The following is a 25,912-nucleotide window of genomic DNA, read 5'->3' as shown; positions in this document are numbered from 1 at the left end:
CGGGCGCGCTACTCCGTGCGGAGCGCCACGGTGGGGCTGACCCGCGTGGCGCGCAGCGCCGGGATGGCGGTGGCCAGGGCCGCCACCAGCAGCAGGACCCCGGCGACGACGCCGAACACCACGGGATCGGCGGGGGACTGCTCGAACAGGAGCGGCGCCAGCCACCGCCCCGACCAGAGGGCGATGAGGCTCCCCACCGCCACCCCGGCGAAGGCGATCCGCATCCCGTCACCCACCACCATCCGTACCACGTCCGGCGCCCGCGCGCCGAGCGCCATCCGCACCCCGAGCTCGTGGGCGCGCTGGGCCACGTCGTAGGCCATCACCCCGTAGAGGCCGACCGCCGCGAGCACCAGTGCCAGTCCGCCGAGGGCCACGAACATCGTGGCCCCGAGCTGCCAGGAGCGGAGCTCGGGATCCACGATGTCGCGCAGCGGGGTCACGTTGACGTAGCCCTCGCCGGGCATCTCGGGCTGCAGGGTCTGGCGGAGCACCTCCCGCACCTCGCGGCCCTGCCCCCGCCCCCGGGCAAAGATGACCGCCGCCTCGGGGTGGAACTGCGCGATCGGGAGGTAGTAGCTCAGGCCCCGGTCGGTGGTGACGCTGTTCTGGTGGATGTCCTCGGCAATGCCCACGACGGTGGTGCAGGGGACCGTGTCCGCGCCGATCCGGAAGCACTCCCCGAGGGCCTCGCGGCCGGGCCAGAGCGTGCCGGCCATCGCCTGGCTCACCACCGCCACGAGCGGCGCCCCGGCGCGGTCCTCCGCGGTGAACCCGCGGCCCCGGAGGATGCGGGTGCCGAGGGTGGCGAAGAACTCCGGCGAGCCGGCCTGGATGGTGAAGCTCCCCAGCCGCTCCACCGAGTCGATCCCCGCCACGAAGAGGTTGTCGTTCCAGGTATCCCAGAACGGCACCGTCAGGCCCAGCGCGGCCGACTCGACCCCGGGCACCGCGCGGGCGGACTCGAGCAGCCGCAACCGCAGCGCCGCGGCCTCGGCGTCGGCGAGCCGGGCCCCGCGCTGCTCAGGGTAGATGTACACCACCGGATCGACGTCGTACCCGAGGCGGAGCGCGCGGACGTTGCGGAGGCTCTGCACGAACAGCGCGGCGCCGACCAGCAGCACCACGGACAGGGCAGCCTGGAGCGCCAGCAGGCCGGTGCGGAGGCGGGAGCGCCGGTAGCCGCCGTCCCGGGCGCCGGACTTGAGCGCCTCGACCAGGTCGGTGCGACGGGCCTGGAGCAGGGGCGCCAGCCCGGTCAGGCCGCCGGCGAGTGCCGCGACGGCCAGGACGAACGCCGCGGTGCGCGGATCGGCGAGGGTCCCCGCCGCGACGTTCGCGGGCAGGAACAGCGCGCGCAGGAGGGCCCCGCCGGTGCGGGCCAGCAGCAGGCCGACCACCGCGCCGGCGCCGGCGAGGAGCAGGCTCTCGGTGAGCAGCTGCCCGAACAACCGGCCGCGGCTCACGCCGAGCGCGAGCCGTACCGCGATCTCGCGGCGGCGGCGGACTGCGCGCGCGAGCATGAGGTTGGCCACGTTGGCGCAGGCGATGAGGAGCACGATCAGCGCCACCCCGCTCACCCAGGTGGCCACCCGGGTCACGGTGCTCTGGTTGGGGCCCCGCTCGGCCTGCACCGGGCCCGCGAGTGCCGCCGGCCGGGCGATCTCCGGGGCGGTCATCCCGGGGCTGATGGCCCGCTGGGCCTCATAGCTCTGCCGCTGGGCCCGGCTCAGGTCCGCCTCCGCCGCGGCCCGGGTGACGCCGGGCTTCCGGCGCACCACCAGCTGCATCCAGCTCCAATTGTAGCGGGTGTAGTAGTTGGCCACGTTGGGCCCGGCGCGAAAGACGCCCGCGTAGGCGGTGATCGGGATGAAGAGGGCGGGCGGGCCCTCGTCGCTGATCCCCTCGAAGCCCCGCGGGGCGACACCGATGATCGTGTACGCGGCGGTCCCGACCCGCAGCACCTGCCCGAGCGCGTCCGGGCGCCCCCCGTAGCGGGCCTGCCAGAAGCCATGGCTCAGCACCGCCACCTGGGCACCGAGCGGCACCGTATCCTCCGCCGCGGTGAAGAACCGCCCGAGCACCGGCGCGGCGTCGAAGAAGTCGAAGAGCGTTGCCGAGATCACGCCGACCGGCAGCTCCGCGCTCGCCGGACCGGAGCCGACCGGGAGGGACCGCACGCTGTATCCCGCCAGGGCATCGAACTGGGTGGTGGCGCGCCGGAAGTCGAGGTAGCTGGCGTACCCCATCATCGCGCCGGTGGCCAGCCCGTTCCGGTTGTGCCACTGGAGGTAGACCCGGTGTACCCGGGCAGGGTCGCGCAGCAGGGGTGGCGCGCGGAAGAGCAGCCGGTCCACGATGCCGAACATCGCCGCGTTGATCCCGACGCCGAGCCCCAGCGTGGCGATCACCGCGACGGTGAAGCCGGGGGTGCGCCGGAGCGCGCGCACGGCGTAGCGGAGGTCCTGGCCCGCCCGGTCCAGCCAGCGGACGCCGCGGCCGTCGCGGGTCTGCTCCTTGACCACCTCCAGGCCCCCGAAGGCCAGCCGGGCCTGGCGCATGGCCTCGGCCGCGGGAAGCCCCGCGGCGCGGTGGCGGGCCGCCTCCTGCTCCAGGTGGAAGCGCAGCTCCTCGTCGAGCTCCCGCTCCAGCGCCTCGCGGCGGAAGACCGCGCGGGCGCGATAGCGCGCTTCGCTCCACAGCCGGGCCCACACCGGTCAGCCCATCCCCAGCACGAGGTCCACCGCCACGGTGAGGCGTCGCCACTCGGCGGCCTCCACCTTGAGCTGGCGGCGGCCGTCGCGGGTGAGTTCGTAGTACTTGGCGCGGCGATTGTTGTCGGAAGCGTCCCAGTGGGCGGCGATCCAGCCCCGCCGTTCCAGCCGGTGCAGCGCGGGATACAGCGACCCCTGCGGCACCTGGAGGGTGGCGCGGGAGACCTGGTGCAGGCGCTCGGAGATGGCCCAGCCATGCTGGGCTCCCAGCGACAGGGCCTTGAGGATCAGCAGGTCGAGCGTGCCCTGGGGCAGCTCCAGGCGGTCGTCGGACATCGGTCTCCTCTCGGGCTTCTACAGGAGACGTTAGGGCCACTCCTGTAGAAGCGCAAGGGGAGAACGCTAGTCGGCCCCCTCCGGGGCCCCGCCGGCCCGGGCCACCTGGTCGGCCTTCACCTTGCCCGCGTCGAACTTCCGTGCGCCGGCCAGCATCCTGGCGATGGTCTCGTCGAAGTCGGCCTTCTGGCCGCGCTTGAGCGTGAAGCGGAGCGGGTTGAGCCGCGCCAGCACAAACGCCTTGAGGTAAGGGCTCTCGAAGCCGCGCGCCTTGAGCCCCTGCACCGCCTCGACCACCGCGGCGTCGAGCTCCAGCAGCCGCTCCGCCCGGGCCCGCCGGGTGGCGAGGGCGTGGGAGAGCCTGCTGCCCAGGAACGCCTCGCAGCGCTTGAGCACGGGATGGTAGGCGCCGCCCGAGAAGCGGCCGTTCTGCTGGTAGCAGCAGCCCAGGGTGAGCAGCGAGGGTTCCTCGAACTCGGTCTCGTAGCTCTTCTCGGCGCGGTCGTCGAGCTGGGCCAGCGCCTCCGCCAGGCGGATCACCTCGAGGGCGCGCTCGCGGACGTTGTGGGCCTTCTCGCAGTTGAGCACGAGGATGCGGTGCGCCACCTCGGGCTCGGGCACCACCAGCGCCACCAGGGCGCGGGCGCCCAGCGCGAGCATGGCCCCGAGACGGTGGTTGCCGTTCGGGGTCCAGTACTTCCCCGGGGCGCTGCGCACGGCGATCACCGGGTCCATGAAGCGGCCCAGCCGGTCCATGGCGTCGGCGAGGCGGGCGACGTGGGTCTCGGAGCGGTCCCGCTGGTACGGGGTGGGCTCGAGGATCTCGATGGGCAGCGCGGCGAGCACCTGCCACTGCCCGCCGAGGGGCTCGCGGTATGCGCCGAGGACGGTGCCACCGTCTTCGGCGATGTGCTCCGCCAGCGCCTGGACCGCCTTGGGCGGCTCTCCGCCGGCCACCTGCCGGGCGGTGAGCCCGCGGGGCTCGATCGTCTTCACCCGCTTGCGGGTGGTCTTCTTCTTCGGGGCGTCGGCCATGGGGGTCGGGGAAACGGGAAACGGGAAACGGGAAACGGGAAACGGGAAACCGTCCGGAATCTGGGGGTCGGCGCCGCGCCCGGCCATGGGCCGGTTTCAGGACCGTTGAGAAGCGGGGCGCGCCACGCTATGTAGAGGGCATGACCCACTACACCCTGTTCGAGACCGCCATCGGCCGCGCGGGCCTGGCGTGGAATGCGCGCGGACTGGTCGCGGTGCAGCTCCCCGAAGCCGCGGAGGCCGCCACCCGGGACCGGCTGCGGCGGCGGGCGCCGGGCGCGGTCGAGGCGGCACCGACCGCGGAGATGGCCCAGGCCATCGCGGACCTCTGCGCGCTCCTCGCCGGGGACCGGCGCGATCTCTCGTGGATCCCGCTCGACCCGGAGGGCGTGCCGCACTTCCACCAGCGGGTCTACGAAGTGACGCGAGGCATCGCGCCGGGCCAGACGCTGACCTACGGCGAGATCGCCACCCGGCTGGGCGCGCCGGGCTCGGCGCGCGCGGTGGGCCAGGCCCTCGGCCACAACCCCTGGCCGCTCGTGGTGCCCTGCCACCGGGTGCTCGGCGCCGGCAACGCCATGGTGGGCTTCTCCGCCCACGGCGGCGCGGTGCTCAAGCGCCGGCTGCTTGGCATCGAGGGCGCGCGGCTGAGCGACGCCCTCTCGCTGTTCGGCGACTGAGCCTCAGCCCGGCGGCCGGGCCCGGAGCAGCCGGGTCAGCACCCGGTCGAGCGCGGCGGCGAAGGCCTGGCGCGCCCGGGCGTCATACGGCGCGGGACCGCCGGTGACCATCCCCGCCGTCCGCGCCTGCTCCATGAAGTTCCGCACCGACAGCCGCTCGCCGATGGTCTCCATGGTGTGTTCCTCGCCGCGCGGATCGAGCACCGGGATGCCGCGCGGCACCAGGAGCGCCGCGAGGGGGATATCCTGGGTGACGACCAGGTCCCCGACCAGGGCGTGGTCGGCGATGTACTGGTCGGCCACGTCAGCGCCGCCATCCACCCACACCGCCGTCACCTGCGGGTTGCCCGGCGGGAGCTGCAGCCGCTGGTTGGCCACCAGCACCGCGGGCACCGCCAGGCGCTTCGCCGCACGGAAGACGAGCTCCTTGACCTCGCGCGGCGCGGCGTCGGCATCGATCCAGATCGTCATCCGGCGGCGACGAGGGTGGCAACGTGGTACGATCGGTCCCTGCTCATCGGCGCTCGGGCGGGTGGGTGGGCATCGTCGGGGCGGGGCGGGCCGGGGATGCCGGCGTAGGATGGGGACGGTCGGCCGGGTGGGGCACGCGGGGGCGGGGTGCACTGGGCATGCGACCGGCCGGCTGCGGATCCCCCACCCCGGCGGGGTGGGGGATCGGGTGGGTCAGTCGGTGGAGTCGGTGCCGGGGGTCTCGTCCGCCGCCCCGTCGTCCATGGGCAGCTCCCCGTCGGGCAGGTCGGAGCCGTCAGGCGCCTGCGACCGCTCCAGGCGCTTCTGCAGCTTGAGCTGCTTCTTTTCCTTCTTGGCGATCTCCTTCTGGCGCTTCTCGAAACCGAAATTCCGTCTGGGCACTGAGGTCCTTGCTGTGGCCCCCGACGCGGGGGAGTGAAACGGCCGGATGCGGGTGCGGCGCGGCGGGGCCCGGCTAGTTCGGGCCCCACCAGGTGCGGCGATGCTTGGAGCTGACGGGCTTGGCGGAGGGCGTGACCGCCTCGGGAACGGCCGCGGTGCCCATGGCGTGCTGCTCCGCCCAGCGGGTAAGCGCCTGGTCGATGGCCGCCGAATCCTGGGCGGGATCACAGGGGAACATGGCGAAGCGGCGCCCGGCCACCATCATGTACCACATCGGGGGCTGCTCTTCCTCCCCCCGGTGGGCGTTGGCGGGCCGGCCCTCGTACGACACGAAGTGAAAAGTCCGGCCACGCACCTCGAGATGGCGCTGGTCAGGCTTGAAGGCGGGCATGGCTGCTCCGGTTCGGGGACGGCGAGCCGGAGATGGCGCCGGAGAGGGTGCGCCAGCAACAGCGGGGGACGGCAGGAAAGATAACCTGTCGTCCCCCGTAGCCGAACCCGGGCCACGGGGTGTCGGGCCGTGGCGCGGGCCTGCGGCGGGCGGCCTAGCGGCCGTCCACCGGGAGGCCGCTGGGCACCCGGACCGGGACCGTCCGCCGGAGGTCCAGCGCGGCGGGATCCGTCAGCGCGGACATGAAGGTGGTGAGCTGGTCGACGATCGTGGAAGGCAGCACCACCCCGTCGATGATGGTGTCCCGAGTCGCCAGCACCGCGTCGAAGTTGAGCACCAACGATCCTTGCAGCAGCGGCTCGAGGCCGGCGACGTCGAAGTTCCGGAGCTTGAGGTCCGACTCGCTGTAGTGATCGATGAACGCCCGCAGGTCCTGGAAGGCGCCGTCATGGCCGTAGGGCGCCGTCAGCGCCACGTTGCGCAGCGGTGTGGTACGGAAGGTGTACTGGTCGGCCGCCAGCCCGGTCACGTTCATCCGTCCGAAGTCATCCCGGCCGTCGACCCCGTTCCCCTTCCCCGGCCCGAACTGCGCCAGCGCCACGTTGTGGAACTGGTTGTCGGTCAGCGCCGGCCCGTTGTGGCACAGGGAGCAGCGGATGGTGAGGAAGACCTGCGCGCCGGCGAGCTGCTCCGCGGAGAGCGCGTGATCGTCCCCGGCGAGGAACCGGTCCCAGGGGGCGTTGACGAAGGAGAACCGGTCGACGAAGAAGCCACCGATCGCGTTCGACGCATGGGCGAACGTCATCCGCCCGAAGGGGGTCCCGGGATAGGCCGCCTCGAACAGGCGGCGGTACTCGGGAATGGCGCCCAGCCGTCGCATGAGGGCGCGCCACACCGCACGGTTGTCGCTGTCGGGGATGCCGGCCAGCTCATTGCCGTCGATCGCGCGCATCTCCTCGCGCGAGAGCACCGGAAAGAGCCCGATGGCCGAGGCGGCGCCGAATTCGAAGACCCGGGTCATGTCGGCGGTGAGCTGGGTCCCGGCCGGGGTATGGAACCGCCCGCCCGCATCCATCGCCACCCGGCCGTCCCAGAACAGGGCGGGCATCGCCGTCAGGTTGAAGAGCGCCGGGGCGTTGCGCGGAATGAACGCCCCCTCGGGATGCACCCGGGCGGCACCGACCCCGGTGGCACCCTGGCCGATCGAGAGGCTGCGCCCGTCGCCGGTGGCCAGCGGCGGCAGGTGGCAGGTCATGCAGGAGATGTCGCGATTGCCGCTCAACACCTTGTCGAAGGCGAGCGCCTGCCCCAGGCGGGAGAGCGCCGGACGGACCTTGGGTGGCACGGGCATCGAGGTCACCCCGCGACCGGCGGCGAGCTGCCGCACGGCCTCCACGAACGAATCGGACACCGCCGGCGCGGGGGGACGGATCCGGGCGGCGGCATCAGGGGCCGTCGCCGCATCGTCGCAGGCGGACAGGCCCGCCACCAGGGCGAGGGCCATGCCGCACAGGTACCTGTTCTGCATCGCAAGACTCCTTGTACCGGGGAAGGGGCGGGTGGTCCGGTCGGGAGACCCGCCCACCTTCCAGATCGGAAAGGCGCGGACGGACCCGACATGGGCTGCCGGGGCCCCGGCTGTCGGCTCGTCGCCACCGCTTCCGATAGCAGTGACGGGGACCGGAATCCGACGAAGGAAGGGCCGGCTCTATCGCCGCCCCGGGTCCTGGACGACATTCGAGGCCGGAGATGCTCACAATGGCGGAACTGCCGCGGGACCACTGGCTTTCCCTCGAGCCACTGCTGGATGAGGCCCTCGACCTGCCCCCCGCCGAGCGGGCGCGGTGGCTGCACGGGCTGGCAGCGCGTTCACCGGTGCTGGCGGCCGAGATCGACGCGCTGATCTCGCGGGAGTCCGCGGCCGACCGGGACGGATTCCTCCTGCCGTCTACCGTGGCCGGGCTGGAGGGACTCGAGCTCGGCCCCTGGCGGCTGACGCACCCGCTGGGACAGGGCGGCATGGGCAGCGTGTGGCTGGCGCGTCGGGTGGATGGGCGATTCGAGGGCGTGGCGGCGGTGAAGCTGCTGCACCTCGCCCTGCACGGCACGGAGGGCCAGGCCCGCTTCCGCCGGGAGGGTTCGCTGCTCGCCCGGCTCACCCACCCCGGCATCGCCCGCCTGCTCGACGCGGGGGTCACACCTTCCGGGACGCCCTACCTCGTGCTCGAGTACGTGGACGGGGCGCCGATCGACGAGTACGTGCGCACCCACCGCCTGACGATCCCGGCGTGCGTCCGGCTGTTCCAGCAGGTGCTCGCGGCCGTGGGGCACGCGCATGCCGCCCTGATCGTGCACCGCGACCTCAAGCCCACCAACATCCTGGTCACCGCCGCGGGGACGGTGAAGCTGCTCGACTTCGGCATCGCCCGGCTGCTCGACGACCAGCCGGGCGACCGGGCCGCGCTCACCCAGGAGGGGGGGGGCGCCTTCACCCCGCACTACGCCGCGCCGGAGCAGGTGCGCCACGAGCCGCTCACCACCGCGGTCGATGTCTACGCGCTCGGGGTACTCCTCTACCAGCTGCTGTCCGGCCGGCACCCGACCGCCGGGGAGGCGATGACCCCGGCGGCCTGCCTCGCCGCGCTGCTCGAGGTGGAGCCGCCCCGGCTCGGCCTGGGCGACCTCGACACCATCCTGGCCAAGGCGCTCCGCAAGGTTGCGGCGGAGCGGTACCTGTCGGTGGGGGCCTTCGCGGATGACCTCGCGCGCTACCTGGGCCACGAACCGATCGGGGCGCGACCGCCGTCACTCGGGTACCGGATGGAGCGCTTCATCCGTCGCAACCGCGCCGGCGTGCTGGCCGGCGGGGTGATGGTGCTCAGCCTGCTCGGCGCGACTGCCTTCTCCGTGGCGCAGATGCGGGAGGCGCGGCGCCAGCGCGACGCGGCCGTCGCGGCCCGGCGGCGGTCGGACGCGCAGGTCGAGTTCCAGGAGTCGCTGCTGTCGCAGGTGGGCGACCGTCCCATCACGGTGGCCGAGATGGTGGACTCGGCCAGGGCCGTGGTGACCCGCCAGTTCGCCCACGACTCCGCCACCCTGGGGTCGCTGCTGCCGCTGCTGGCCAACGCCTATGCGCGGCTGGGCGAGACCCGGGAGCGCGGCGCGCTGCTCGCCCGGGCCGAGTCCCTGGCCGCGGCCGGCTACGGGGTAACGGAACTGCCCGAGATCTACTGCATGCAGGTGGACAACCTGCGGATGGAAGGAAGGTATTCCGAGGCGTGGCGGCGGCTGGCCGAGGCCGACAGCCTGCGGCAGCGCCGCCCGGACCCACGCCAGGAGGCGAGTTGCCTCGGCGCGCGCGCGGCGCTCGAGGTCGAGGCGCACATTACCGGCAGCGCCCCCACGGACGCGCCCGACGGGACCGCCACCTCGCGCCGGGCCCTGTTCATCCTCGACAGCCTGGGCGACACTCGCGGACCGGAGTACCTCGCCCTGCTGGACGACCTGGCGACGGCGCTCGACGTGAGTAACCGGCCGCGGGAGGCGGTGGCGGTGTTCCGCCGGGTGCTGGAGTGGCAGGCCCGGGCCGGGATGGGCAGTTCGCTGGACCACACGATGGCCAGCCACAACCTCGCGCTGGCGCTGGTCAAGCTGGGCGAGACGGCCGCGGCAGATTCCCTGTTGCGGCAGGTGCTGGACCAGGCCGCGGCGAGCGACCCCAGCGGCCGGATCTACTGGCAACCGCTCATCCACTACGCCGAGATCGCGCTGACGGTCGGCCAGGCCGACACCGCGCTCAAGTACTTCCGCCAGGTGGTGCGGCAGGCGGTGGCGGACACCAATCTCTACTGGGAGGGCCGCGGGCTGTTCGGCGTGGGTCGCGCCGCGGCCACCGTGGGCCGGGTTGCGGAGGCCAGCGCCGCCGCGAACCGGCTCGAGCGGCTCGTGGCGCGATACCCCCACGCGCAGGACACCGACGACGTCTTCCCCGACCCCCGGACCATCCGGGGCATGCTGGCGCTGGCGGCGGGAGACCCCGGTGCGGCGTGGACAGCCTTCGACGCGGTACTCCGGCAGCACGGCTACTTCGAGGGGAGGAAGCAGTCGCGGCTCAGGCCGGTGGCGCTGCTGGCCGCGGAGGCGGGGATCGCGGAGGGTCGGTTGGAAGCGGCGGCAGACCTGGTGCGACTGGCCGGAGCGAATGCCCTGCTGGACCCGATCGCCGACTCGGCGAGCGCGGCCGTGGCGGAGGTCCGGCTGGTGGAAGCGTTGCTCGCGCTGGCGCGGGGGGACACCACCCTCGCCGGCGCCACGTTCGATCGCGCGGTGGCCGGGTTTTCCCGCGGGGCGGGACCCGACGATCCCCGCACCCGCCGGGCGCTGGCCCGGCGCGCGATGCTCCCCAGCTAGGCCGGGCCGGGCGGCGGCTCCTCGCCCAGGCTCCGGTGCAGCAGCAACCGCGCCTTGCGCCAGTCGCGCTGGACGGTGCGTTCCACCACCCCCCGCAGCTCCGCAATCTCCACCAGCGCGAATCCGGCGAAGTAGTGCAGGTCCACCAGCTCCGCGAGCGCCGGGTCGAGCCCGGTCAGGTCCTCGAGCGCCGCGCCCAGCGCCGTCAGGTCGGTGGTGGCCTCGAGGGCGGCCGGGTTCGCGGCGTCCTCCTCCTGCAGGGTGATCTCCAGCAACCGGCCGCGCTTCACCGCGCAGCGGCGGCGGGCGTAGTCGATGATGAGCCCGCGCATGGCCCGGGCCGCGTACCCGAAGAAGCGCGCCCGGTCGGGAAAGTCGGCCCCGCTCCTGGCCGCCATGCTCAGGTAGGCCTCGTGCACCAGCGTGGTGGTGCCGAGGGTCAAGGCCTGGTCGCTCCGACGGAGCTGGCGCTCCGCCAGGCGGTGCAGCTCGTCGTAGAGCAGCGCGAAGATCTCCCCCGCCGCCGCGGGGTCCGTGCCTTCGGCACGGCGGAACAGGGCCTCGAGGTTGGCCGGGCCGGGTGCGGTCACGGCCGGAGACGGTGGGCGGGCCCGCGAGGGCTCACGGCAACCGGACCGCGGGGCGGGTCGAGTCGGTCGGCGCCGCGCGGCCGGCCCCGGTGGCCAGCGCGAACACCTGCAGGGTGCTCCCCGCCGCCACGGCCACGTACTGCCGCCCGCCGACGGCGTAGCTGATGGGGTTGGCATTGACCATGGCGCCGGTCTGGAAGTGCCACAGCGGGCGCCCGGTGCGGGCGCTCAGGGCAAAGAACACCCCCTCGTTGGTCCCCCCGAACAGCAGCCCACCGGCGGTGGAGAGCAGCCCGGCCCATGGCGGCGAGAACAGCGGGAAGCTCCACCGCTCGCGCCCGGTGAGGGGATCGAGCGCCTTGACCGCGCCCTGGGCGGAGTCGCCGCCGAACTCCGCCTCGCCGCCGCCCAGGAAGTAGCGGCCCGGCGTGTAGCTGACGGGATATTTGTAGTACCGGCTCCCCATCTGCCGCGCCGCCACGTAGAACAGCCCCGCCCGGGGGCTGTAGCTCGGGCTGTACCAGTTGCTGGCCCCGTGCAGGTTGGGCGCGAGGCTGGTCCCCGTGTCGGTCGGCTCGCTGCCCGGACGCACGATCGGCCGCCCCGCGGCGTCGAGCCCCTCCGCCCACTCCTGCCGGATGTAGGGGGTCCCCGCGAGGAACTCGCCGGTGGCGCGGTCGAGCACGTAGTAGAAGCCGTTGCGATTGGCCATCGCCACCAGCGGCCGCGCCCGCCCCGCCACGGTGCCCTCGAAGAGCACCGGGACCTGCGCGGCGTCCCAGTCGTGGGTGTCGTGCGGCGTGAACTGGAAATGCCAGCGCAGGGTGCCGGTCCGGAGGTCGAGCGCCACCAGGGAACAGGTGTAGAGGTTGTCGCCGGGGCGGTCGTCGCCGTTCCACAGCGGGCCCGGGTTGCCCACGCCCCAGTAGAGCAGGCCCAGCGCCGGGTCGTAGCTGCCGGTGACCCAGGTGGACCCGCCACCGGTCTTCCACGACTCCCCGCCCCACGTCTCCACGCCCGGCTCGCCCGCGCCGGGGATGGTATGGAAGCGCCAGCGGCGCTCGCCGGTGCGCGCGTCGTACGCGTCCACGAAGCCGCGGATCCCCGCCTCGGCCCCGCTCACCCCGGTGAGCACCAGCCCGTCCACGGCGAGCGGCGCGCCGGTGATGGCGTAGCCGAGCGCGTTGTCCGCCACCGGCACCGTCCATCGCACCGCGCCGGAGCGGGCGTCGAGCGCGATGAGCCGCGCGTCGGGGCTGCCCACGAACACGGTGGAGTCGAGCACCGCCACGCCGCGGTTGGTGGGCGCGAAGCCGAGCGCGAGGAGCCCGGGCGGGATGGCCTGCTGGTAGCGCCACAGCACGCGGCCGCTGCGCGCGTCGAGCGCCACCACGTGGCCCTGGAACTCGGTCAGGTACATCACGCCGTCGACCACCAGCGGGCTGGTCTGCAGGGTGCCGGGCATGGCGGCCTGGTAGATCCAGGCCGGGCGCAGCGCCGCCACGTTGGCGGTGGTGACCTGGGCCAGCGGGCTGTAGCGCTGGCCGCCGAGGTCGCCGGAATAGGTGAGCCAGTTGGCGGGCTCGCGCCGCGCGGCGCGCAGCCGGGCGTCGGTCACCTGGGCGGGGAGCGACGGCGCCGCGGCGCCGAGCGCCAGGGCGAGCAGCAGCGAGGATCTCATGGCGCGCCCCTCCGGCCGGCGAGGTAGGCCACCAGGTCATCGAGCTCGGTGGCGGTGAACGTGGCGGCAAAGGACGGCATGGGGCTCTGGCCGGGGATCTTCCGCAGCCGGCGGAGGGTGGCCTTGTCCAGGGAGCGGAGGGTCCCGTCCGCCTCACGCAGCACCAGGGTGAAGTCGTCCTCGGTGACCCGGGTGCCGCGGATGACGCGGCCGCCCGCGGTGAGCGCCTCCACCGCCAGGAAGGCGGGATAGGGGCCGTGCACCGAGGGGAGCGGGCTGATGGGCTGGGCGGCGCCGGGGTCGGTGAGCGACTGCCGGATCTGGGCCGCGTTCAGGCGGAGGCCCACCTCGCTCAAGTCCGGGGCCCAGCCGGCGCCCTGCCCGTCGAGGATGTGGCAGGCGCCGCAGCGGCCCGGCTCGGCATAGAGCCGCGCGCCGGCCGCGGGATCGCCCGGGAGCACTTCCGGCGGCCGGCGGCCGAGGGCCCGCACGTACGCGGCCACCTGGGTGGCCTCCTCGGCGGTGAAGTTCCAGAAGCCGATCATCGCGGTGCCGGGCAGGCCGGTGAGGATCACCTGCACCAGCGCCTCGTCGGTGGGGGCGCGGCGGAGTCGCGGGCGGTCGAGGGCCGGGGCGACGCCCCCGGTGCCGCCGACCCCGTGGCAGCGGGCGCACTGGCTCTCGAACAGGCGGCGGCCCTCGACGATGTCCCGGGGGACCGGGCCGAAGGCGGAGTCCCGCGCGGCCTGGGCCGCAAGCGGCGCGGCGCTCCCGAGCAGGAGCGCCGCGAGAAGAGGGGTGGTTCGCATGGAACTCGAGTGGAGAGAGAGTGTGTGCCGCCGAGCTGCCCAGCCGCCTGCTACAGCACGATCGGCAGCTTCCGCACGGGCGTGCCGGTGAGCCGCACCACCGCGTTCACCACCGCCGGCGCGATCGGGGGCAGCCCCGGCTCGCCCACGCCCTTGGGCGCCTCACCGCTCGGCACGATGTGGGTCTCGACCACCGGCGCCTCGGGCATCCGCAGCACCGGGTAGTCGTGGAAGTTGCTCTGCTTGACCTTGCCGCCCTCGACGGTGATCTCGCCGTACAGCGCGGCGGAGAGGCCGTAGATGACGCTGCCCTCGATCTGGTAGCGGACGTTCGACGGGTTGACCGCGAGGCCGCAGTCCACGGCGCAGGTCACCTTGTGCACCCGGACCTTCCCGCCCTCGATCGACACCTCCGCCACCTCCGCCACGATCGCGTCGCTGAAGAAGTGGTGGATCGCGAGGCCCTGCGCGCGGCCGGCCGGGACCGTCCCCCAGCCCGCCTTCTCGGCGGCGAGGTTGAGCACCGCCAGGTGCCGCGGCGAGTGCGCGAGCAGCTCCCGGCGCACCGCGAGCGGGTCACGGCCCGCGGCGGCCGCCAGCTCGTCGAGGAAGCACTCGTTGGCAAAGCAGGTCTGCGAGGCGTACACCGACCGCCACCAGCTCACCGGCACCGGGGTCTTCACCATGCCGTACTCGACCCGGAGGTTGGGGATCTGGTAGTGCAGGTCGACCGCGCCGTCCACCGCGTCGTTGTCGAGCGCGTTCTTGACCGAGCCGGGCCAGCGCTGGTCGTTGATGGAGGGCGCCACCACGCGGTGCAGCCAGGCGGTGACCTTGCCGTCCTTGCCCACGCCGCCGGCCATCCGGTGCACGCTCATGGGCCGGTACCAGTCCCGCTGCATGTCGTCCTCGCGGGTGAACACCAGCTGGACCGGCATGCCGGCGGCGCGGGAGACCTGGGCCGCCTCGATCAGCTCCTCGGGCAGGAAGCGGCGGCCGAACCCGCCGCCGAGCAGCGTGGTGTGGACCGTCACCTGGTCGGGCTCGAGGCCCAGCACGCCGGCCACCTCCTGGCGGGCCCACTCGGGGGCCTGGTGGGGCGCCCAGATCTCGCAGCGGTCGGGGCGGGTGTCGGCCACGCAGTTCATCGGCTCCATGGTGGCGTGGGCGAGCAGCGGCGCCTCGTAGTCGGCCTCGAGCGTCTTCGCCGCGGCGGCGAGGGCGCCGGGGAGGTCGCCGTCGTTGCGCGCCAGGGCGCCGGCCATCCGGGCGCGGTCGTGCAGCTGGCGGGAGATCGTGGCGGAGTCGAGCTGGGCGGCGGCCCCCTCGTCCCAGCGGCACTCGAGGGCCCGGCGGCCCTGCATGGCCGCCCAGGTGCCGGTGGCGATCACCGCCGCCCCGCTCGGCACCTCGACCACCTGCAGCACGCCGGGCACCGCCAGCGCCTTCGCCGGGTCGTGGCCCCGCATGGTCCCGCCGAACACCGGGCAGCGGGCGATCACCGCGTAGCGCATCCCCGGGACCGTCACGTCGAGGCCGTAACGCGCCCGGCCGGTGACCTTGTCCCGGGTGTCGAGGCCCACCGGGTCGGTCCCGATGAGGCGGAACTCGGAGGGGTCCTTGAGCGTGACCTGCTCCGGCACCGGCAGCCGCGCGGCGCGGTTGACCAGGTCGCCGAAGGAGAACCGCCGCCCGGTGGCGGGGTGCTCCACCGCGCCGGAGCGCGCCCGGCACTCCGCCGGCGGCACGCCCCAGCGTTCCGCCGCCGCGGCGACGAGCATCTCGCGCGCCTGCGCGCCGGCCTTGCGCAGCGGCTCCCACAGCGAGCCCACGCTGCTCGAGCCGCCGGTGCCCATCTCGCCGTAGCGGGGATGGGCGTCGGCCTGCACCACGCGGACCTTGCTCCAGTCGGCCTCGAGCTCGTCGGCCAGGATCATGGGCAGCGCGGTCCGCACCCCCTGCCCCATGTCCGACTTGGTGACCCACACCGACACGACGCCGTCCGGGGTGATCTCGACGAACGCGCTCGGCGCGAGCGCCCGCGCCGCGGACACCGGGACCGGCATGCCCGCCAGCCGGCGCGCCGGCAGCGCGGTGACGGCCAGCGCCAGCCCGCTGGTGCCAAGGAACTCGCGGCGGGAGAGGGCGGGGGTCATGTCAGGCCTCCTGGGCGGCGCGGTGGATGGCGGCGCGAATCCGCTGGTAGGTGCCGCAACGGCAGATGTTGCCCGCCATGGCCGCGTCGATCTCCGCGTCGGTCGGCTGCGGCGTCTGGCTGAGCAGCGCCGCCGCCTGCATGATCTGCCCCGACTGGCAGTAGCCGCACTGCGGCACCTGCTCCGCCACCCAGGCCTGCTGCAGCGGGTGGCTGCCGTCGGCCGAGAGCCCCTCGATGGTGGTGACCTTCTTGCCGGCCGCCGCGCTGACCGGCGTGGAGCAGCTGCGGATGGCCTGGCCGTCGAGGTGCACGGTGCAGGCGCCGCACTGGGCCATGCCGCAGCCGTACTTGGTCCCGGTGAGTGCGAGGGTGTCGCGTAGCACCCAGAGGAGCGGGGTGTCGTCCGGCACGTCCACCGACTGGGAACGGCCGTTCAGCGAGAAGGTGATGGCCATGGCGAAATCCGGAAGCGTGGGGGGGAGCTGGCGGCCGGGGCCGACACGCCAGGCTGCAATGTACGCCCCGGCCGTGCCGCAGGCGAGAGGGGGCGCGTATCTCTCGGTGCCATCGACGCTTCACGGCCGCTTCAGGGCGCCGGTGCTACCGTTACCTTGGCACCAGCGGCCGCCCAGCGGGTCGGCGGGATGTCCCTTCCCTCCCGCGGTCGCGAGCGCTCGCGCCCTGCCTGATTTCGCAGCATGTTGTCCCGGTCCGGACCCGTCACTCGGAACCCCAGCGCGGTCCCCGAGGCCCTGATGCCCAGCCGCAAGCGACCCTCCCCCGCTCCACCGCGCCGGCCGCGCGGCGCCAGCGCCGTGGAGCGGACCAACCGCGCGCTCCGGATGCTGAGCGACTCGAACCAGGCCCTCATCCGGGCCACCGATGAGGCGGAGCTGCTGCAGCAGATCTGCCGCATCGCCGTGGAGCGCGGCGGCTACCGGATGGCCTGGGTGGGACTGGTGGGCAAGGACCCCGCGCGGCGGGTCGAGCCCGTGGCCCACGCCGGCTTCGAAGAGGGTTACCTGGCGACGGCTGGCCAGGTGTGGGGCGAGGGCGGGTCCACTGGAGGCCCGGCCGCGGAGGCGCTCGCCACGGGCGCCGTGGCCATCACCCACGACATCCCGTCGGACCCCGCCTTCGGGCCCAGGCGGGAGACGGCCAAGGCGCGTGGCTACCGCTCGGCCATCGCGCTCCCCCTCCGGGACGGGGAGGAGCCACCCTTCGGGGTCTTCAAGATCTACTCCACCGAGCCGGGGGCCTTCGATCGCGACGAGGTCGAGATCCTCTCCGAGCTGGCGGGCGACCTGGCCTACGACCTGGTCGCGCTCCGGACCCGATCGGCCGCGGCCCGGACCACCGAGGCGTTGCGCGAGAGCAATCGGAAGCTCGAGGCGTCGCAGCGGGTCGGGCACCTGGGCTCCTGGTACCGCGACCTCGACGCCGGGCAGATCCAGATGACGGCCGAGAGCTACCGGATCTTCGGGTTGCCCCACGAGGATGGGCCGCGCGACCTCGCCGAATGGCACCCGCAGTGGCTGCGGCTGGTCCATCCCGAGGACCAGCGGGAGGTGGCCGAGGCATACGCGGCCGCCGTCGACGGTCGCAGGCCCTACGACGTGGAGTACCGGGTGGTCCGGGCGGATGGCGAGGTCCGGTACGTGCACAGCCTGGCCGAAGTGGACCGCGACGCGGCGGGGCGACCGCACCGGATCTTCGGCACGATGCAGGACGTCACCGAGCGACGCCTGGCCGAGGAGGCGCAGCGCCTGGCCGAGCGGCGCCTGGGCACGCTCACGGACAGCTTCCCCGACTTCGTCAGCCGGTTCGACCTGACCGGGCAGTTCACCTATGTCAGCCCCTCGGTTGGCCGGAGCATGGGCCAGGGGACCGAGGCCATCCTGGGTCGTACGCCGGTCGAACTCCACATCTGCAACTGCCCTGAAGAAGATGAGGCGCTGCAGGCCAGTCTGGCGCGCGTCGCCGCGGGGGGCCCCGCCGAGCGGCTGGAGGTCAGCTTCCGGACGCCGGAGGGGCCCCGGCACTTCGAGGTCCGGCATGTGCCGGAGCGGGATGCCCGCGGCACGGTGGTGAGCGTGCCGGGGATCGCGACCAACCTCGAGGATCGCAAGACGGCCGAGCGCCAGTTGTACCTGCTCAATTACGCCCTCGATCACATCGGGGAGGGGATCTACCTGATGGAAGGGGACTCCCCCCGCTTCAGCTACGTCAACGAAGGCGCCGCCGGGGCTCTGGGCTTTACGAAAGCGGAGCTGACCGGCGGCATGGGGGTGTTCGATATCGATCCCGAATGGACCCCGGAGCAGTGGGCGGCGTTCCTGCCGGAGATCCAGCGGGTGCGGCAGATGACGATCGAGACCGTCCATCGGACCCGTGGCGGCCGGATCACGCCGGTGGAAGTAACCGGGAACTACTTCGAGTTCGAGGGCCGCGCGTACAACATGGCCATCGTGCGCGACATCTCGGAGCGCAGGGCCGCCGAAGCCGAGCTGCGGACGCGGGAGCGGAGCTTCCGTACCCTGGTCGAGAATACCCCTGACCTGCTGGTCCGGTGGGACCGCAACCTGAACCGGGTGTTCGTCAACCCGGCCTTCGCCGCGGCCCAGGGAAAGTCCGTGGAGGACCTGCTCGCCGGCGGGTTCGGGTCGGGGCACCATGTCGAGGCCGGCCCCGCCCTCGCCCAGGTCTCCCAGGCGATCCTGGAGGTCTTCGCCACCGGCGAGGCCCAGACGGTGGAGCACCCCCTCCATACCATCCATGGGCCGCGGCTGGTCCAGCTCCGACTCGCGCCCGAGCGGGATGACCAGGGACAGGTCGCCACCGTGCTCGGCCTCGCGCGCGACATTACCGCGCTCAAGGAAACCGAGCGGCAGCTGCGGACGCTGGCGGAGCACTCGCCCGACGTCATCCTGCGCTTTGACCGCAGCGGGCGGTACCTCTACGCCAACGCGGCCTTCGAGCGCCTCACCGGCGTGCCGGTGGCGGCGCACCTCGGGCGCTCGCTCGGCAGCGTGACCGGCCAGGGCAGCGAGGAGCTGTACCGCTCGCTCCGGACGACCATCGCCGCGGCGTCCACCGGCGGCGTGCCGGTGGAGACGGAGGTAACGCTCCCGCTACCCGACGGGCCGCATGACTTCAACGTCCGGCTCGTCCCTGAGAAGGATGACCAGGGCGAGGCGAGCACCGTGCTGGCGGTGGCGCGGGACATCACGGCGCAGAAGCGGGCCGAGGCCGACTTCCGGGGCAGCGAACAGCGGTTCCGGCAGGTCACCGAGACGATCGACGAGGTCTTCTGGCTGACGGACGCCTCCAAGCGGGAGTTCGTCTACGTGAGCCCGGCGTACGCCCGCGTCTTCGGCCGGCCGTGCGAGACCCTCCATGCCGATCCGCAGTCGTGGCTCGCGCTGGTCCACCCGGACGACCGGACCCGGGTGACGTCCGCGCTGCCGGAACAGGTGGCCGGCGGGTACGACATCGAGTACCGGATCCTGCGCGAGGGCGCGGTGGCCTGGATCCACGATCGCGCCTTTCCCATCCGGGACGCCGCGGGACGGGTGTACCGCATCGCGGGCGTGGCGGAGGATATCACGGTCCGGCACCGCCTGGAGGAGCAGCTGCGGCAGGCGCAGAAGATGGAGGCGGTGGGGCAGCTGGCCGGTGGCATCGCGCACGACTTCAACAACATGCTCGCCGTCATCCAGATGCAATCGACCCTGCTGCTGGAGGAGACGACGGAACCCGCAGAGGTCCGCGACGGCATCCGGGAGATCCTCGCCGCCACCGAGCGCGCGTCCAATCTCACCCGTCAGCTGCTCACCTTCAGCCGCCGGCAGGTGAGCCGGCCGGTCCCGCTCGACCTCGGCGAGGCCCTGGGCAACACCACCAAGCTGCTGCGGCGGGTGCTGGGCGAGGACGTGGCGCTGGCAACCCGGTTCGCCCCGGGGCTGCCGCTGGTGGATGCCGATCCCGGGATGATGGAACAGGTGCTGATGAACCTGGCCATCAACGCCCGTGACGCGATGCCGCAGGGAGGCCAGCTCTCGGTGAGCCTCGACGCGATCGTCGTCGACGGGGAACGCGCCTCGCTCCACCCCGGGTGCGACCCCGGCCCGCATGTCTGCCTGACCGTCAGGGACACCGGGTGCGGCATCCAGCCGGAGGCGCTGCCACGGATCTTCGAGCCGTTCTTCACCACGAAGGAAGTGGGCCGGGGCACCGGGCTTGGGCTCGCCACGGTGTTCGGCATCGTGCAGCAGCACCACGGCTGGATCGAGGTGGAGAGCGCCGTCGGCGCGGGGACGGTGTTTCGCGCCTACCTCCCCGCCCTCAAGGGAGTGGCGCCACAGCCGGAGCTTCCGCCCGCGCCGCCGCCGATTCGGGGCGGCCATGAGACCATCCTGCTGGTGGAGGATGAGCCGGCGGTGCGGGCCGTGAGCCGGACGGCCCTCGAGCACTACGGGTACCGCGTCCTGGAGGCGGACTCGGCGGCGAGCGCCCTGGAGCTCTGGGAAGCCCGCGGGGGCGGCGTGGACCTGCTGCTCACCGACATGATCATGCCGGGCGGGGCGTCCGGGAAGCAGCTGGCCGAGGCGCTGCTCGCGCGCGCACCCGGGCTGCGGGTGCTCTATTCGAGCGGCTACAGCCCCGACGTCGTGGACCGGCTGCTGCAGCTCGACGCGGGCCGGCAGCTGCTGCAGAAGCCCTACGCCGCGGCCGACCTGGCGCAGGCCGTGCGCCGCTGCCTCGACGACCCGCGGTCCTAGCCCCCGGGCCGCCGCCGCCGCCAGAGGCGGAATCGCAGCTCCAGGTCATCCAGCAGCGGCCGCGCGGCGAGCAGGCCGAGCAGCAGCGCGAGCGGGACGGTGGCGCCGTAGCCAAAGCGCTTGAACCCGTACGCCCCGCTCACCCCGCCCACGAAGAAGCAGCCGATGAGCAGCAGGTGCACCCGGAGCCGGGCGCGATTGGCCAGCACCGGCGCCTCGACCGGCAGGCGATTGAGGTAGAACAGCTTGCCCAGCTCGATGCCGAGGTCGGTCACCAGCCCGGTGACGTGGGTGGTGCGGATCTCGGCCCGCGAGACCTTGGTGATGACCGCGTTCTGCAGGCCCATGAGGAAGCAGAGCAGCACCACGGTCGCGGGGAGCAGGAAGGTGGTCCGCTGGGTGAGGGTGCCCCCGATCAGCCCGAACGCCAGCAGCAGGACCGCTTCGAGCAGCAGCGGGAGCGCATACAGGCTGCGCAGCCGGCGGCGGCGGGCCCAGTGGATGGCGATGGTGGTGCTGGTGGCGCCGACCAGGAACGCCAGGAGGGCGGCGAAGCCGCTCGCGGCGAGGGCCAGCTGGCCCAGGACCAGGTCGTCGGCCATGGCGGAGACGATGCCGGTCATGTGGGAGGTGTAGCGCCCCACCGCGAGGAAGCCGCCGGCGTTGGCGGCGCCGGCCACGAACGCCAGCGCGGCGCCGAGGCGACGGTTGGTGGTGCCGGTGCGGTGGGAGTGGGCGAGGTCGCGGACGATCGGCAGCATGCCGAAGTGTAATGCCGGGGCGGCGCGCTATCGCGCCAGGGCCCAGCGCTTCTCCTCCTGCCACACCGCCCGGGAGAAGACGATCCCCCGGGGGAAGTGTGCCGCGAACTCCTCGCGCAGCCGCGCGGTGTGGTCGCGGAGGTAGGCATCCACCATGGCCTGCGAGGCGGCCTGGTACCGGGCCCGGAAGGTGGTGGCGTCGGTCCGCTCAAACACGGCACCGGTGAAGCACCCGGTGGCCAGCACGTCGGCGATGTGCCGCGCCCGCATGTAGGTGGCGTAGGCCTCGACCAGCCCCGGCTCCACCACGGCCGTCACCTCGTAGGTTACCATGGCATCCCCAGGCGCACGGAGTCGGCCGGACGTCAGGCCTGGCGCGGGCCGCCGGCGGGGGGCTCCCGCCGCTTGAGCGACGCCAGCAGCAGCGCCCCGAGGTTGAGCCCGGCCATGCCGGCGCCGACCATGATGAGCGTCTTGGCGGTGCGCCGCAGGATGCTCAGCCGGTCAATCCCCACGATCACCAGCCCCGCCTTGGTGGTGAGCAGCGCCGCCGCCACCGAGAAGATGACCAGCTGCAGCAGGAGCAGCGGCCGGGAGCCGAGACCGGCGTAGAGCCAGTAGAGCGCCAGCCCCACCAGCAGCCACGCGAGCATGCCGGTGCGGGTGGTCTGGCCCAGCGGGAGGTCGCGCAGGAGCGGCACCACCACGAGGGCCAGCGCCAGCAGCATCAGGGCCAGGCGCGCCGTCCCCGCCAGCGATGGCGCGGGGACGAGGACGGGCTCGCGCGGGGGCGGCTGGGTCACGGGGTGCCCCCGCTCACAGGCTGGCGCAGGGGTCTTCGCGCGCCGCGGGCGGGGTGACGATCAGCACCTGGTACTGGCGCGCCGCCTCCGGCCCCGGCACCGCCGCCTCGGTGCCCCGCTCCACCACGCCCACGATCAGCAGGGTCTTGCCCGGCGCCACGCGGCGCAGCATTCGCGGCACCGCCATGTCGGCGCGCACGTGGCCGTCGCCGGCGATCAGCCAGGCCGGCCCCCCGCCCTTCGCGGCGGTGAGCAGCGCCTCGGCCATCGACGCGTCGCGCAGCTCCTGCGCGGCGCGCATCCCCGGCACCATCTCCGCGGGCAGCTTGCCGCAGTGGCCCTCGAACAGCTCCCGGTCGATCGCGGCCCGCGCCACGCTGTCGAGCGGCGCCTGCTCGATGATGGCCCGCAGCTCGGGCGGCGCCGCCGCCGCGCCGCCCCGCACCACGGCGCGCAGCGTCTCGCGCGGGAGCCCGCTCCCCCAGACCCCCTGCCCGCTCGCGAGCGCGGCCTGCACCACCGGCTGGTGCAGCGGCCAGCGCCAGTTCTTCCGGTCGAAGCCGTACTGGTCGAGCCACGCGTCGTCCGCGGTGCCGCCGGCCGGCGGCGGGATCGGCCCCGCGCTCCGCGCAAACTGCTCGAACACCACCGCGGGATGGCGGCCCGCCGCGGTCAGCAGCGCGCCCCGCACCTGGTGGTGGGCAATGTTGTCATGGATCTCGCCGAGCAGCACGAAGTCGGCGGCGCGGGCGCGGCGCACCAGCTCGGCCGAGGCGATGGGCGCGCCGGTCGCGGCATCGAGCACCACGGTGGACTCGGGCAGGGCCAGCGCGGCGGCGGGCGCCACGGGCGCCGCCGCGGGAGCGGAGCCGCCGCAGGCGGCGAGCAGGAGGGCCGGGGCCCACAGCAGGGTGGTTCGCATGGGCGAAGGTTAGGGCCCCGGCCGCCGCCGCGCAAAAGCCCGCCCGCCGACCCCAACTCGTCAGCCCCCCGAAAGGGCGGTAGGTTCCCTCCCCTATGACCTGGTTCTCCTCGTTCCTCGTGGCACTGCTTACGGCCGCCCTCGGCCTGTTCCTCAGCGCCTTCGTCAGCTCGCTCGTGGTGGACTGGTACCGGATCTCCTCCTTCGAGGGCGGGTCCGGCTACTTCGTGATCAGCATGGCCATCCTCGGCGGGATCGTGAGCTTCGGGCTGGGGCTCGTCGCCGCGCGCTACATCGCCGCCCACCCCGCGCCAGGGTTCCTCAAGGCGCTCGGCCTCTCGGTGGGCGGCGTGGTCGGCGTCCTGGGCCTCATCGCCGGGGTGGCCCGGCTGCTCGCCGACGTCCCGCCCGAGATCGCGGGCGAGGGCCTGTTCTTCCAGGTGGAGATCCGCTGGCCCGCTGGCGACAGCACCGATCCCCGCACCCTGGCCGGCACCGGCAGCGTCACCCTCGGCAGCATGACGATGTCGCATGTGCGGCGGAAGGCGGAGGAGGGCCCGCTCTTCGTGGCCGACGCGCACCTGGTGGATGGGCGCTGGGTGGTGCCCGGCGCCGTCCGCATCTTCACCAACCGCGGCCGGCGGCTCCTGAGCGGGCAGATCGGCGACAAGGACCTGGGTGGGGTGCTGATCCCGCAGCGTGGGCAGCCCTCGCCCCGCGACACCGCGTGGACCGACTGGTATCCCCACGCGCGGCCCGGCGCGCCGGCGCTCCCCGATTCGCTGTTCACCTACCGCTACCGGGTCACCCGCCGGAGCGAACCAGTGCGGCTGGACCGCGTCGGGCCCTTCGAGGTGGCCACGGTCTCGAACTACTTCTTCACGACCGGCGACACCCCGGAGTTCTCCGCCTACTCGCGCTTCCGGGTGAGCCTGCGCGGGGCGCCGGTGCCGGTGGCAGGCGAGATCTCGGGGCTGGCCGTGGTGCCGGGCGACCCGCCGGCGCTGCTCGCGAGCGTGGAGGCGTCGGACGAGAGCCAGGGCATCTGGCTCGTGACCGCCGGTGACGACGGCCCCCGCGTGGAGCGGGTGAGCACCGGCACGCTGCCCACCGACCCGGTGTTCATCACCAGCGACCCGGCGCGCTTCCGTGCCTCGCGCGACCGCAGCGGGCCCCGGGGCTGGATCGACCGGGCCAGCTTCGCCGAACCGGGGCTCTACAAGTTCTGGGACGCGATCTTCGACAGCCGCACCCGGCGCGCCACGCCGGTGACCCTGCCCGACGATCCCTTCCCCCTCCCCTCGCCCGGCTTCATCACGGTCTCACCCGATGAGCGGAGCGTGGTGTGGCTGGCCCACCCGGGGGGCGAGGGGCAGACCGTCCTCGGTGTCACCGACTACGTCGCGAAGGCGAGCTACACGCTGCCGATCGACCGGTCGCGCATGCGCTACGGCACCGACGACTCGCTCGACCCGGCCTGGGTGGCGCATCACTTTGCGTGGGAGCGTGGCGCCGGCGGAACGGACCGGCTGGTGGAGCGGAAGGGCTTCACCCCGCTCCCCTACCGGGTGGAACGGAGCGCGGGCAAGCCGGGGGAGTGGCAGGGCCTCACCCTTCGCCCGGGCGGGGAGGCGCTGCGCGCGGCGCTGGTGGAGGCGATGGTGGCGGAGCTCGGCGCCGAACGGCTGCCGGATGAGCTGAATGGCTACAAGAAGATGCTGCGCCTGGAAGGGATGGCGCTCGACGCGACCGTCATCGAGGACGGGCCCTACGTGTCCATCTCCACCAATCACGGCGACCCGGCGGCCATGGCCCGCATCGCCGACCGGCTCGATGCACTCCTCGCGACGGGGCGGTTCGACAGCCTCTTTGGCCCCTGAGCGGCGCCGGGGCCTAGTCCGCGACCGGCTCCAGCGACAGCACCCGGATGGCGGAGCCGACGTCGGCCATGGTGCGGCTGCTCCCGCTCACCAGGCGCGGGTAGCCGAGCACGGAGTCGAACTCCGCCACGACCGTCCAGCCGGTGTCGGCGAGCTGGCGGCGCGCCTCCCCGAACAGCTGCGGCACCGTGCGCCCCGCGGTGAGCGGCCGCGGGAGGTCGCCCACCGCCGTTCCTTCCTCCAGCACCGACACGACCCCCCGCGCACCGTCACCCGGATGACGGGCTGCGGCGGGCAGAAGCACGACACCTGGTAGCGGACCACGTAGCCGGCCGGGCCCTGCGCCTCCCAGCGCCCCTCGGCCTGGTCCAGCCGGCGCGCGAGCGCGGTGTCGGGCAGCGCGTCCACCTCGGGGAGCAGCGCCGCGGGGCGCGCCTGATGGGCCTGCGCCCGCGCCGCGGTGTAGGCCGCGAGCGCCAGCGCCACGACCACGACCAGCCCAAGGGGCGTGGGTCGTGGCCCGGGGTCAGCCAGACGGTAGTGCATGCCGCTCCACCACGCCGGTGAGGGTGTCGGTGCCCATGGTGATATACAGGTGCCGCTCGGTGACCGACAACGTGAATTTCGTCCGCCGATCGAGCCGCGAGGCCAGCGCCGCGAGCAGGTCGCGGTCCACGCTGTACACCTCGAGCTCCGCCGCGCGGTGGATCCGTTCCCCGGCGAACTGCCGCAGCAGCAGCGCCGGGTCCTTGTGGGTGTAGACCGCCACCCGGGGCGACGCCATGCTGGCCTTGTGCAGCCGGGCCGCGTCGGGCCATCCCACCTCCACCCAGAGCCGCAGCGCTCCCGTGAGGTCCTTCACGGTGAGCGCCGGTTCGCCCGGCTCGGAGAGGCCCTTCCCGAAGCTGATGCCCTCCACGTACTCCAGGCAATAGGCCAGCACCCGGGTGAGGAGGTACTCCTCGGTCTCCGAGGGGTGGCACGCCACCTTGAGCGCGAGCGTCTCGTAGACGCCGCGGTCCACGTCGGCGAGCTCGATGTCGAAATTGTACAGCGTGGCGCCGAGGGCCATCATGGGCGTCCGGTGA

General features: G+C 73.5%; 22 protein-coding genes. 4 read left to right on the top strand and 18 right to left on the bottom strand.

All coding sequences use genetic code 11. The features are described 5' to 3' along the window. Positions 1-8: 8 nt before the first annotated feature. The 3 genes from IPJ95_06565 to IPJ95_06555 all read right to left on the bottom strand — a co-directional run bounded on the left by IPJ95_06565 (position 9) and on the right by IPJ95_06555 (position 4,085). The gene (locus tag IPJ95_06565; protein ID MBK7923285.1) at positions 9-2,714 is read right to left on the bottom strand and encodes an ABC transporter permease; all 2,706 of its coding nucleotides are present in this window, start codon (positions 2,712-2,714) and stop codon (positions 9-11) included. A gap of 3 nt (positions 2,715-2,717) precedes the next feature. Continuing rightward, complete coding sequence (locus IPJ95_06560) at positions 2,718-3,050, bottom strand: PadR family transcriptional regulator (GenBank protein ID MBK7923284.1); 333 nt, start codon at positions 3,048-3,050, stop codon at positions 2,718-2,720. Between the two features lie 66 nt (positions 3,051-3,116). Further along, positions 3,117-4,085, bottom strand: coding sequence for a ParB N-terminal domain-containing protein (locus IPJ95_06555; protein MBK7923283.1), 969 nt, complete (start codon positions 4,083-4,085; stop codon positions 3,117-3,119). 140 nt (positions 4,086-4,225) lie between these two features. Between IPJ95_06555 and IPJ95_06550 the strand changes: the two genes are divergently transcribed. Continuing rightward, positions 4,226-4,765, top strand: a complete 540-nt coding sequence (locus IPJ95_06550) for a methylated-DNA--[protein]-cysteine S-methyltransferase (GenBank protein ID MBK7923282.1) — start codon at positions 4,226-4,228, stop codon at positions 4,763-4,765. A 3-nt stretch (positions 4,766-4,768) separates the two neighbouring features. Here IPJ95_06550 and IPJ95_06545 read toward each other — a convergent pair whose 3' ends face one another. The 4 genes from IPJ95_06545 to IPJ95_06530 all read right to left on the bottom strand — a co-directional run bounded on the left by IPJ95_06545 (position 4,769) and on the right by IPJ95_06530 (position 7,557). Next, the gene (locus IPJ95_06545; protein MBK7923281.1) at positions 4,769-5,236 is read right to left on the bottom strand and encodes a YaiI/YqxD family protein; all 468 of its coding nucleotides are present in this window, start codon (positions 5,234-5,236) and stop codon (positions 4,769-4,771) included. Positions 5,237-5,449: 213 nt separating this feature from the next. Then, positions 5,450-5,638, bottom strand: coding sequence for a hypothetical protein (locus IPJ95_06540; GenBank protein MBK7923280.1), 189 nt, complete (start codon positions 5,636-5,638; stop codon positions 5,450-5,452). 73 nt (positions 5,639-5,711) lie between these two features. Continuing rightward, entirely contained in the window at positions 5,712-6,029 is a 318-nt protein-coding gene (locus IPJ95_06535) for a hypothetical protein (protein ID MBK7923279.1), read from the bottom strand. Positions 6,030-6,183: 154 nt separating this feature from the next. Further along, positions 6,184-7,557 carry a cytochrome-c peroxidase gene (locus IPJ95_06530; protein ID MBK7923278.1) on the bottom strand — a complete coding sequence of 458 codons (1,374 nt, stop codon included), beginning with the start codon at positions 7,555-7,557 and terminating at the stop codon, positions 6,184-6,186. 230 nt (positions 7,558-7,787) lie between these two features. Between IPJ95_06530 and IPJ95_06525 the strand changes: the two genes are divergently transcribed. Beyond that, complete coding sequence (locus tag IPJ95_06525; GenBank protein ID MBK7923277.1) at positions 7,788-10,439, top strand: serine/threonine protein kinase; 2,652 nt, start codon at positions 7,788-7,790, stop codon at positions 10,437-10,439. Here the strand turns inward: IPJ95_06525 and IPJ95_06520 are convergent. The 5 genes from IPJ95_06520 to IPJ95_06500 are packed head-to-tail and all read right to left on the bottom strand — an operon-like array spanning position 10,436 to position 16,132. Continuing rightward, positions 10,436-11,029, bottom strand: a complete 594-nt coding sequence (locus IPJ95_06520) for a sigma-70 family RNA polymerase sigma factor (GenBank protein MBK7923276.1) — start codon at positions 11,027-11,029, stop codon at positions 10,436-10,438. The genes IPJ95_06525 and IPJ95_06520 overlap by 4 nt on opposite strands. A gap of 31 nt (positions 11,030-11,060) precedes the next feature. Further along, entirely contained in the window at positions 11,061-12,710 is a 1,650-nt protein-coding gene (locus IPJ95_06515; protein MBK7923275.1) for a PQQ-dependent dehydrogenase, methanol/ethanol family, read from the bottom strand. Continuing rightward, positions 12,707-13,519, bottom strand: a complete 813-nt coding sequence (locus tag IPJ95_06510) for a c-type cytochrome (GenBank protein MBK7923274.1) — start codon at positions 13,517-13,519, stop codon at positions 12,707-12,709. Before IPJ95_06510 ends, IPJ95_06515 begins: the two co-directional genes overlap by 4 nt. Positions 13,520-13,569: 50 nt before the next feature. Beyond that, positions 13,570-15,675 carry a xanthine dehydrogenase family protein molybdopterin-binding subunit gene (locus tag IPJ95_06505; GenBank protein MBK7923273.1) on the bottom strand — a complete coding sequence of 702 codons (2,106 nt, stop codon included), beginning with the start codon at positions 15,673-15,675 and terminating at the stop codon, positions 13,570-13,572. Between the two features lies 1 nt (position 15,676). Next, complete coding sequence (locus IPJ95_06500) at positions 15,677-16,132, bottom strand: (2Fe-2S)-binding protein (protein ID MBK7923272.1); 456 nt, start codon at positions 16,130-16,132, stop codon at positions 15,677-15,679. Positions 16,133-16,432: 300 nt separating this feature from the next. Between IPJ95_06500 and IPJ95_06495 the strand changes: the two genes are divergently transcribed. Beyond that, positions 16,433-20,458 carry a PAS domain S-box protein gene (locus IPJ95_06495; protein ID MBK7923271.1) on the top strand — a complete coding sequence of 1,342 codons (4,026 nt, stop codon included), beginning with the start codon at positions 16,433-16,435 and terminating at the stop codon, positions 20,456-20,458. Here IPJ95_06495 and IPJ95_06490 read toward each other — a convergent pair. Genes IPJ95_06490 through IPJ95_06475 form a run of 4 tightly spaced genes read right to left on the bottom strand, consistent with a single transcriptional unit; the run spans position 20,455 to position 22,944 of the window. Next, entirely contained in the window at positions 20,455-21,219 is a 765-nt protein-coding gene (locus IPJ95_06490) for a DUF1275 domain-containing protein (GenBank protein MBK7923270.1), read from the bottom strand. The two genes, IPJ95_06495 and IPJ95_06490, sit on opposite strands and share 4 nt — an antisense overlap. A gap of 27 nt (positions 21,220-21,246) precedes the next feature. Continuing rightward, positions 21,247-21,552 (bottom strand): DUF4286 family protein, encoded by a 306-nt coding sequence (locus IPJ95_06485; protein MBK7923269.1) that lies wholly within the window; start codon positions 21,550-21,552, stop codon positions 21,247-21,249. Between the two features lie 32 nt (positions 21,553-21,584). Continuing rightward, positions 21,585-22,022 (bottom strand): hypothetical protein, encoded by a 438-nt coding sequence (locus tag IPJ95_06480; GenBank protein ID MBK7923268.1) that lies wholly within the window; start codon positions 22,020-22,022, stop codon positions 21,585-21,587. Between the two features lie 13 nt (positions 22,023-22,035). Beyond that, on the bottom strand, positions 22,036-22,944 hold the full coding sequence (locus IPJ95_06475) for a ChaN family lipoprotein (GenBank protein MBK7923267.1): 909 nt from the start codon (positions 22,942-22,944) through the stop codon (positions 22,036-22,038). 95 nt (positions 22,945-23,039) lie between these two features. Between IPJ95_06475 and IPJ95_06470 the strand changes: the two genes are divergently transcribed. Beyond that, on the top strand, positions 23,040-24,824 hold the full coding sequence (locus IPJ95_06470; GenBank protein MBK7923266.1) for a hypothetical protein: 1,785 nt from the start codon (positions 23,040-23,042) through the stop codon (positions 24,822-24,824). Between the two features lie 13 nt (positions 24,825-24,837). Here the strand turns inward: IPJ95_06470 and IPJ95_06465 are convergent, their stop codons facing one another. Further along, positions 24,838-25,077 carry a hypothetical protein gene (locus tag IPJ95_06465; GenBank protein MBK7923265.1) on the bottom strand — a complete coding sequence of 80 codons (240 nt, stop codon included), beginning with the start codon at positions 25,075-25,077 and terminating at the stop codon, positions 24,838-24,840. Between the two features lie 273 nt (positions 25,078-25,350). After that, a complete protein-coding gene (locus tag IPJ95_06460; GenBank protein MBK7923264.1) occupies positions 25,351-25,896 on the bottom strand; it encodes a YaeQ family protein in 546 nt (181 codons plus the stop codon). Positions 25,897-25,912 lie beyond the last annotated feature (16 nt).

This window comes from Gemmatimonadota bacterium (assembly GCA_016713785.1).
Classification (GTDB): Bacteria; Gemmatimonadota; Gemmatimonadetes; order Gemmatimonadales; family GWC2-71-9; genus JADJOM01.
This window is presented reverse-complemented; position numbering and strand designations above follow the sequence as displayed.

Bases quoted from the DNA above. Each gene is read 5' to 3' on its own strand.
- IPJ95_06560 (MBK7923284.1), bottom strand. From the start codon at position 3,050: ATGTCCGACGACCGCCTGGAGCTGCCCCAGGGCACGCTCGACCTGCTG.
- IPJ95_06485 (MBK7923269.1), bottom strand. From the start codon at position 21,552: ATGGTAACCTACGAGGTGACGGCCGTGGTGGAGCCGGGGCTGGTCGAG.
- IPJ95_06500 (MBK7923272.1), bottom strand. From the start codon at position 16,132: ATGGCCATCACCTTCTCGCTGAACGGCCGTTCCCAGTCGGTGGACGTG.
- IPJ95_06510 (MBK7923274.1), bottom strand. From the start codon at position 13,519: ATGCGAACCACCCCTCTTCTCGCGGCGCTCCTGCTCGGGAGCGCCGCG.
- IPJ95_06475 (MBK7923267.1), bottom strand. From the start codon at position 22,944: ATGCGAACCACCCTGCTGTGGGCCCCGGCCCTCCTGCTCGCCGCCTGC.
- IPJ95_06505 (MBK7923273.1), bottom strand. From the start codon at position 15,675: ATGACCCCCGCCCTCTCCCGCCGCGAGTTCCTTGGCACCAGCGGGCTG.
- IPJ95_06555 (MBK7923283.1), bottom strand. From the start codon at position 4,085: ATGGCCGACGCCCCGAAGAAGAAGACCACCCGCAAGCGGGTGAAGACG.
- IPJ95_06545 (MBK7923281.1), bottom strand. From the start codon at position 5,236: ATGACGATCTGGATCGATGCCGACGCCGCGCCGCGCGAGGTCAAGGAG.
- IPJ95_06550 (MBK7923282.1), top strand. From the start codon at position 4,226: ATGACCCACTACACCCTGTTCGAGACCGCCATCGGCCGCGCGGGCCTG.
- IPJ95_06490 (MBK7923270.1), bottom strand. From the start codon at position 21,219: ATGCTGCCGATCGTCCGCGACCTCGCCCACTCCCACCGCACCGGCACC.
- IPJ95_06515 (MBK7923275.1), bottom strand. From the start codon at position 12,710: ATGAGATCCTCGCTGCTGCTCGCCCTGGCGCTCGGCGCCGCGGCGCCG.
- IPJ95_06530 (MBK7923278.1), bottom strand. From the start codon at position 7,557: ATGCAGAACAGGTACCTGTGCGGCATGGCCCTCGCCCTGGTGGCGGGC.
- IPJ95_06525 (MBK7923277.1), top strand. From the start codon at position 7,788: ATGGCGGAACTGCCGCGGGACCACTGGCTTTCCCTCGAGCCACTGCTG.
- IPJ95_06535 (MBK7923279.1), bottom strand. From the start codon at position 6,029: ATGCCCGCCTTCAAGCCTGACCAGCGCCATCTCGAGGTGCGTGGCCGG.
- IPJ95_06495 (MBK7923271.1), top strand. From the start codon at position 16,433: ATGCCCAGCCGCAAGCGACCCTCCCCCGCTCCACCGCGCCGGCCGCGC.
- IPJ95_06470 (MBK7923266.1), top strand. From the start codon at position 23,040: ATGACCTGGTTCTCCTCGTTCCTCGTGGCACTGCTTACGGCCGCCCTC.
- IPJ95_06460 (MBK7923264.1), bottom strand. From the start codon at position 25,896: ATGGCCCTCGGCGCCACGCTGTACAATTTCGACATCGAGCTCGCCGAC.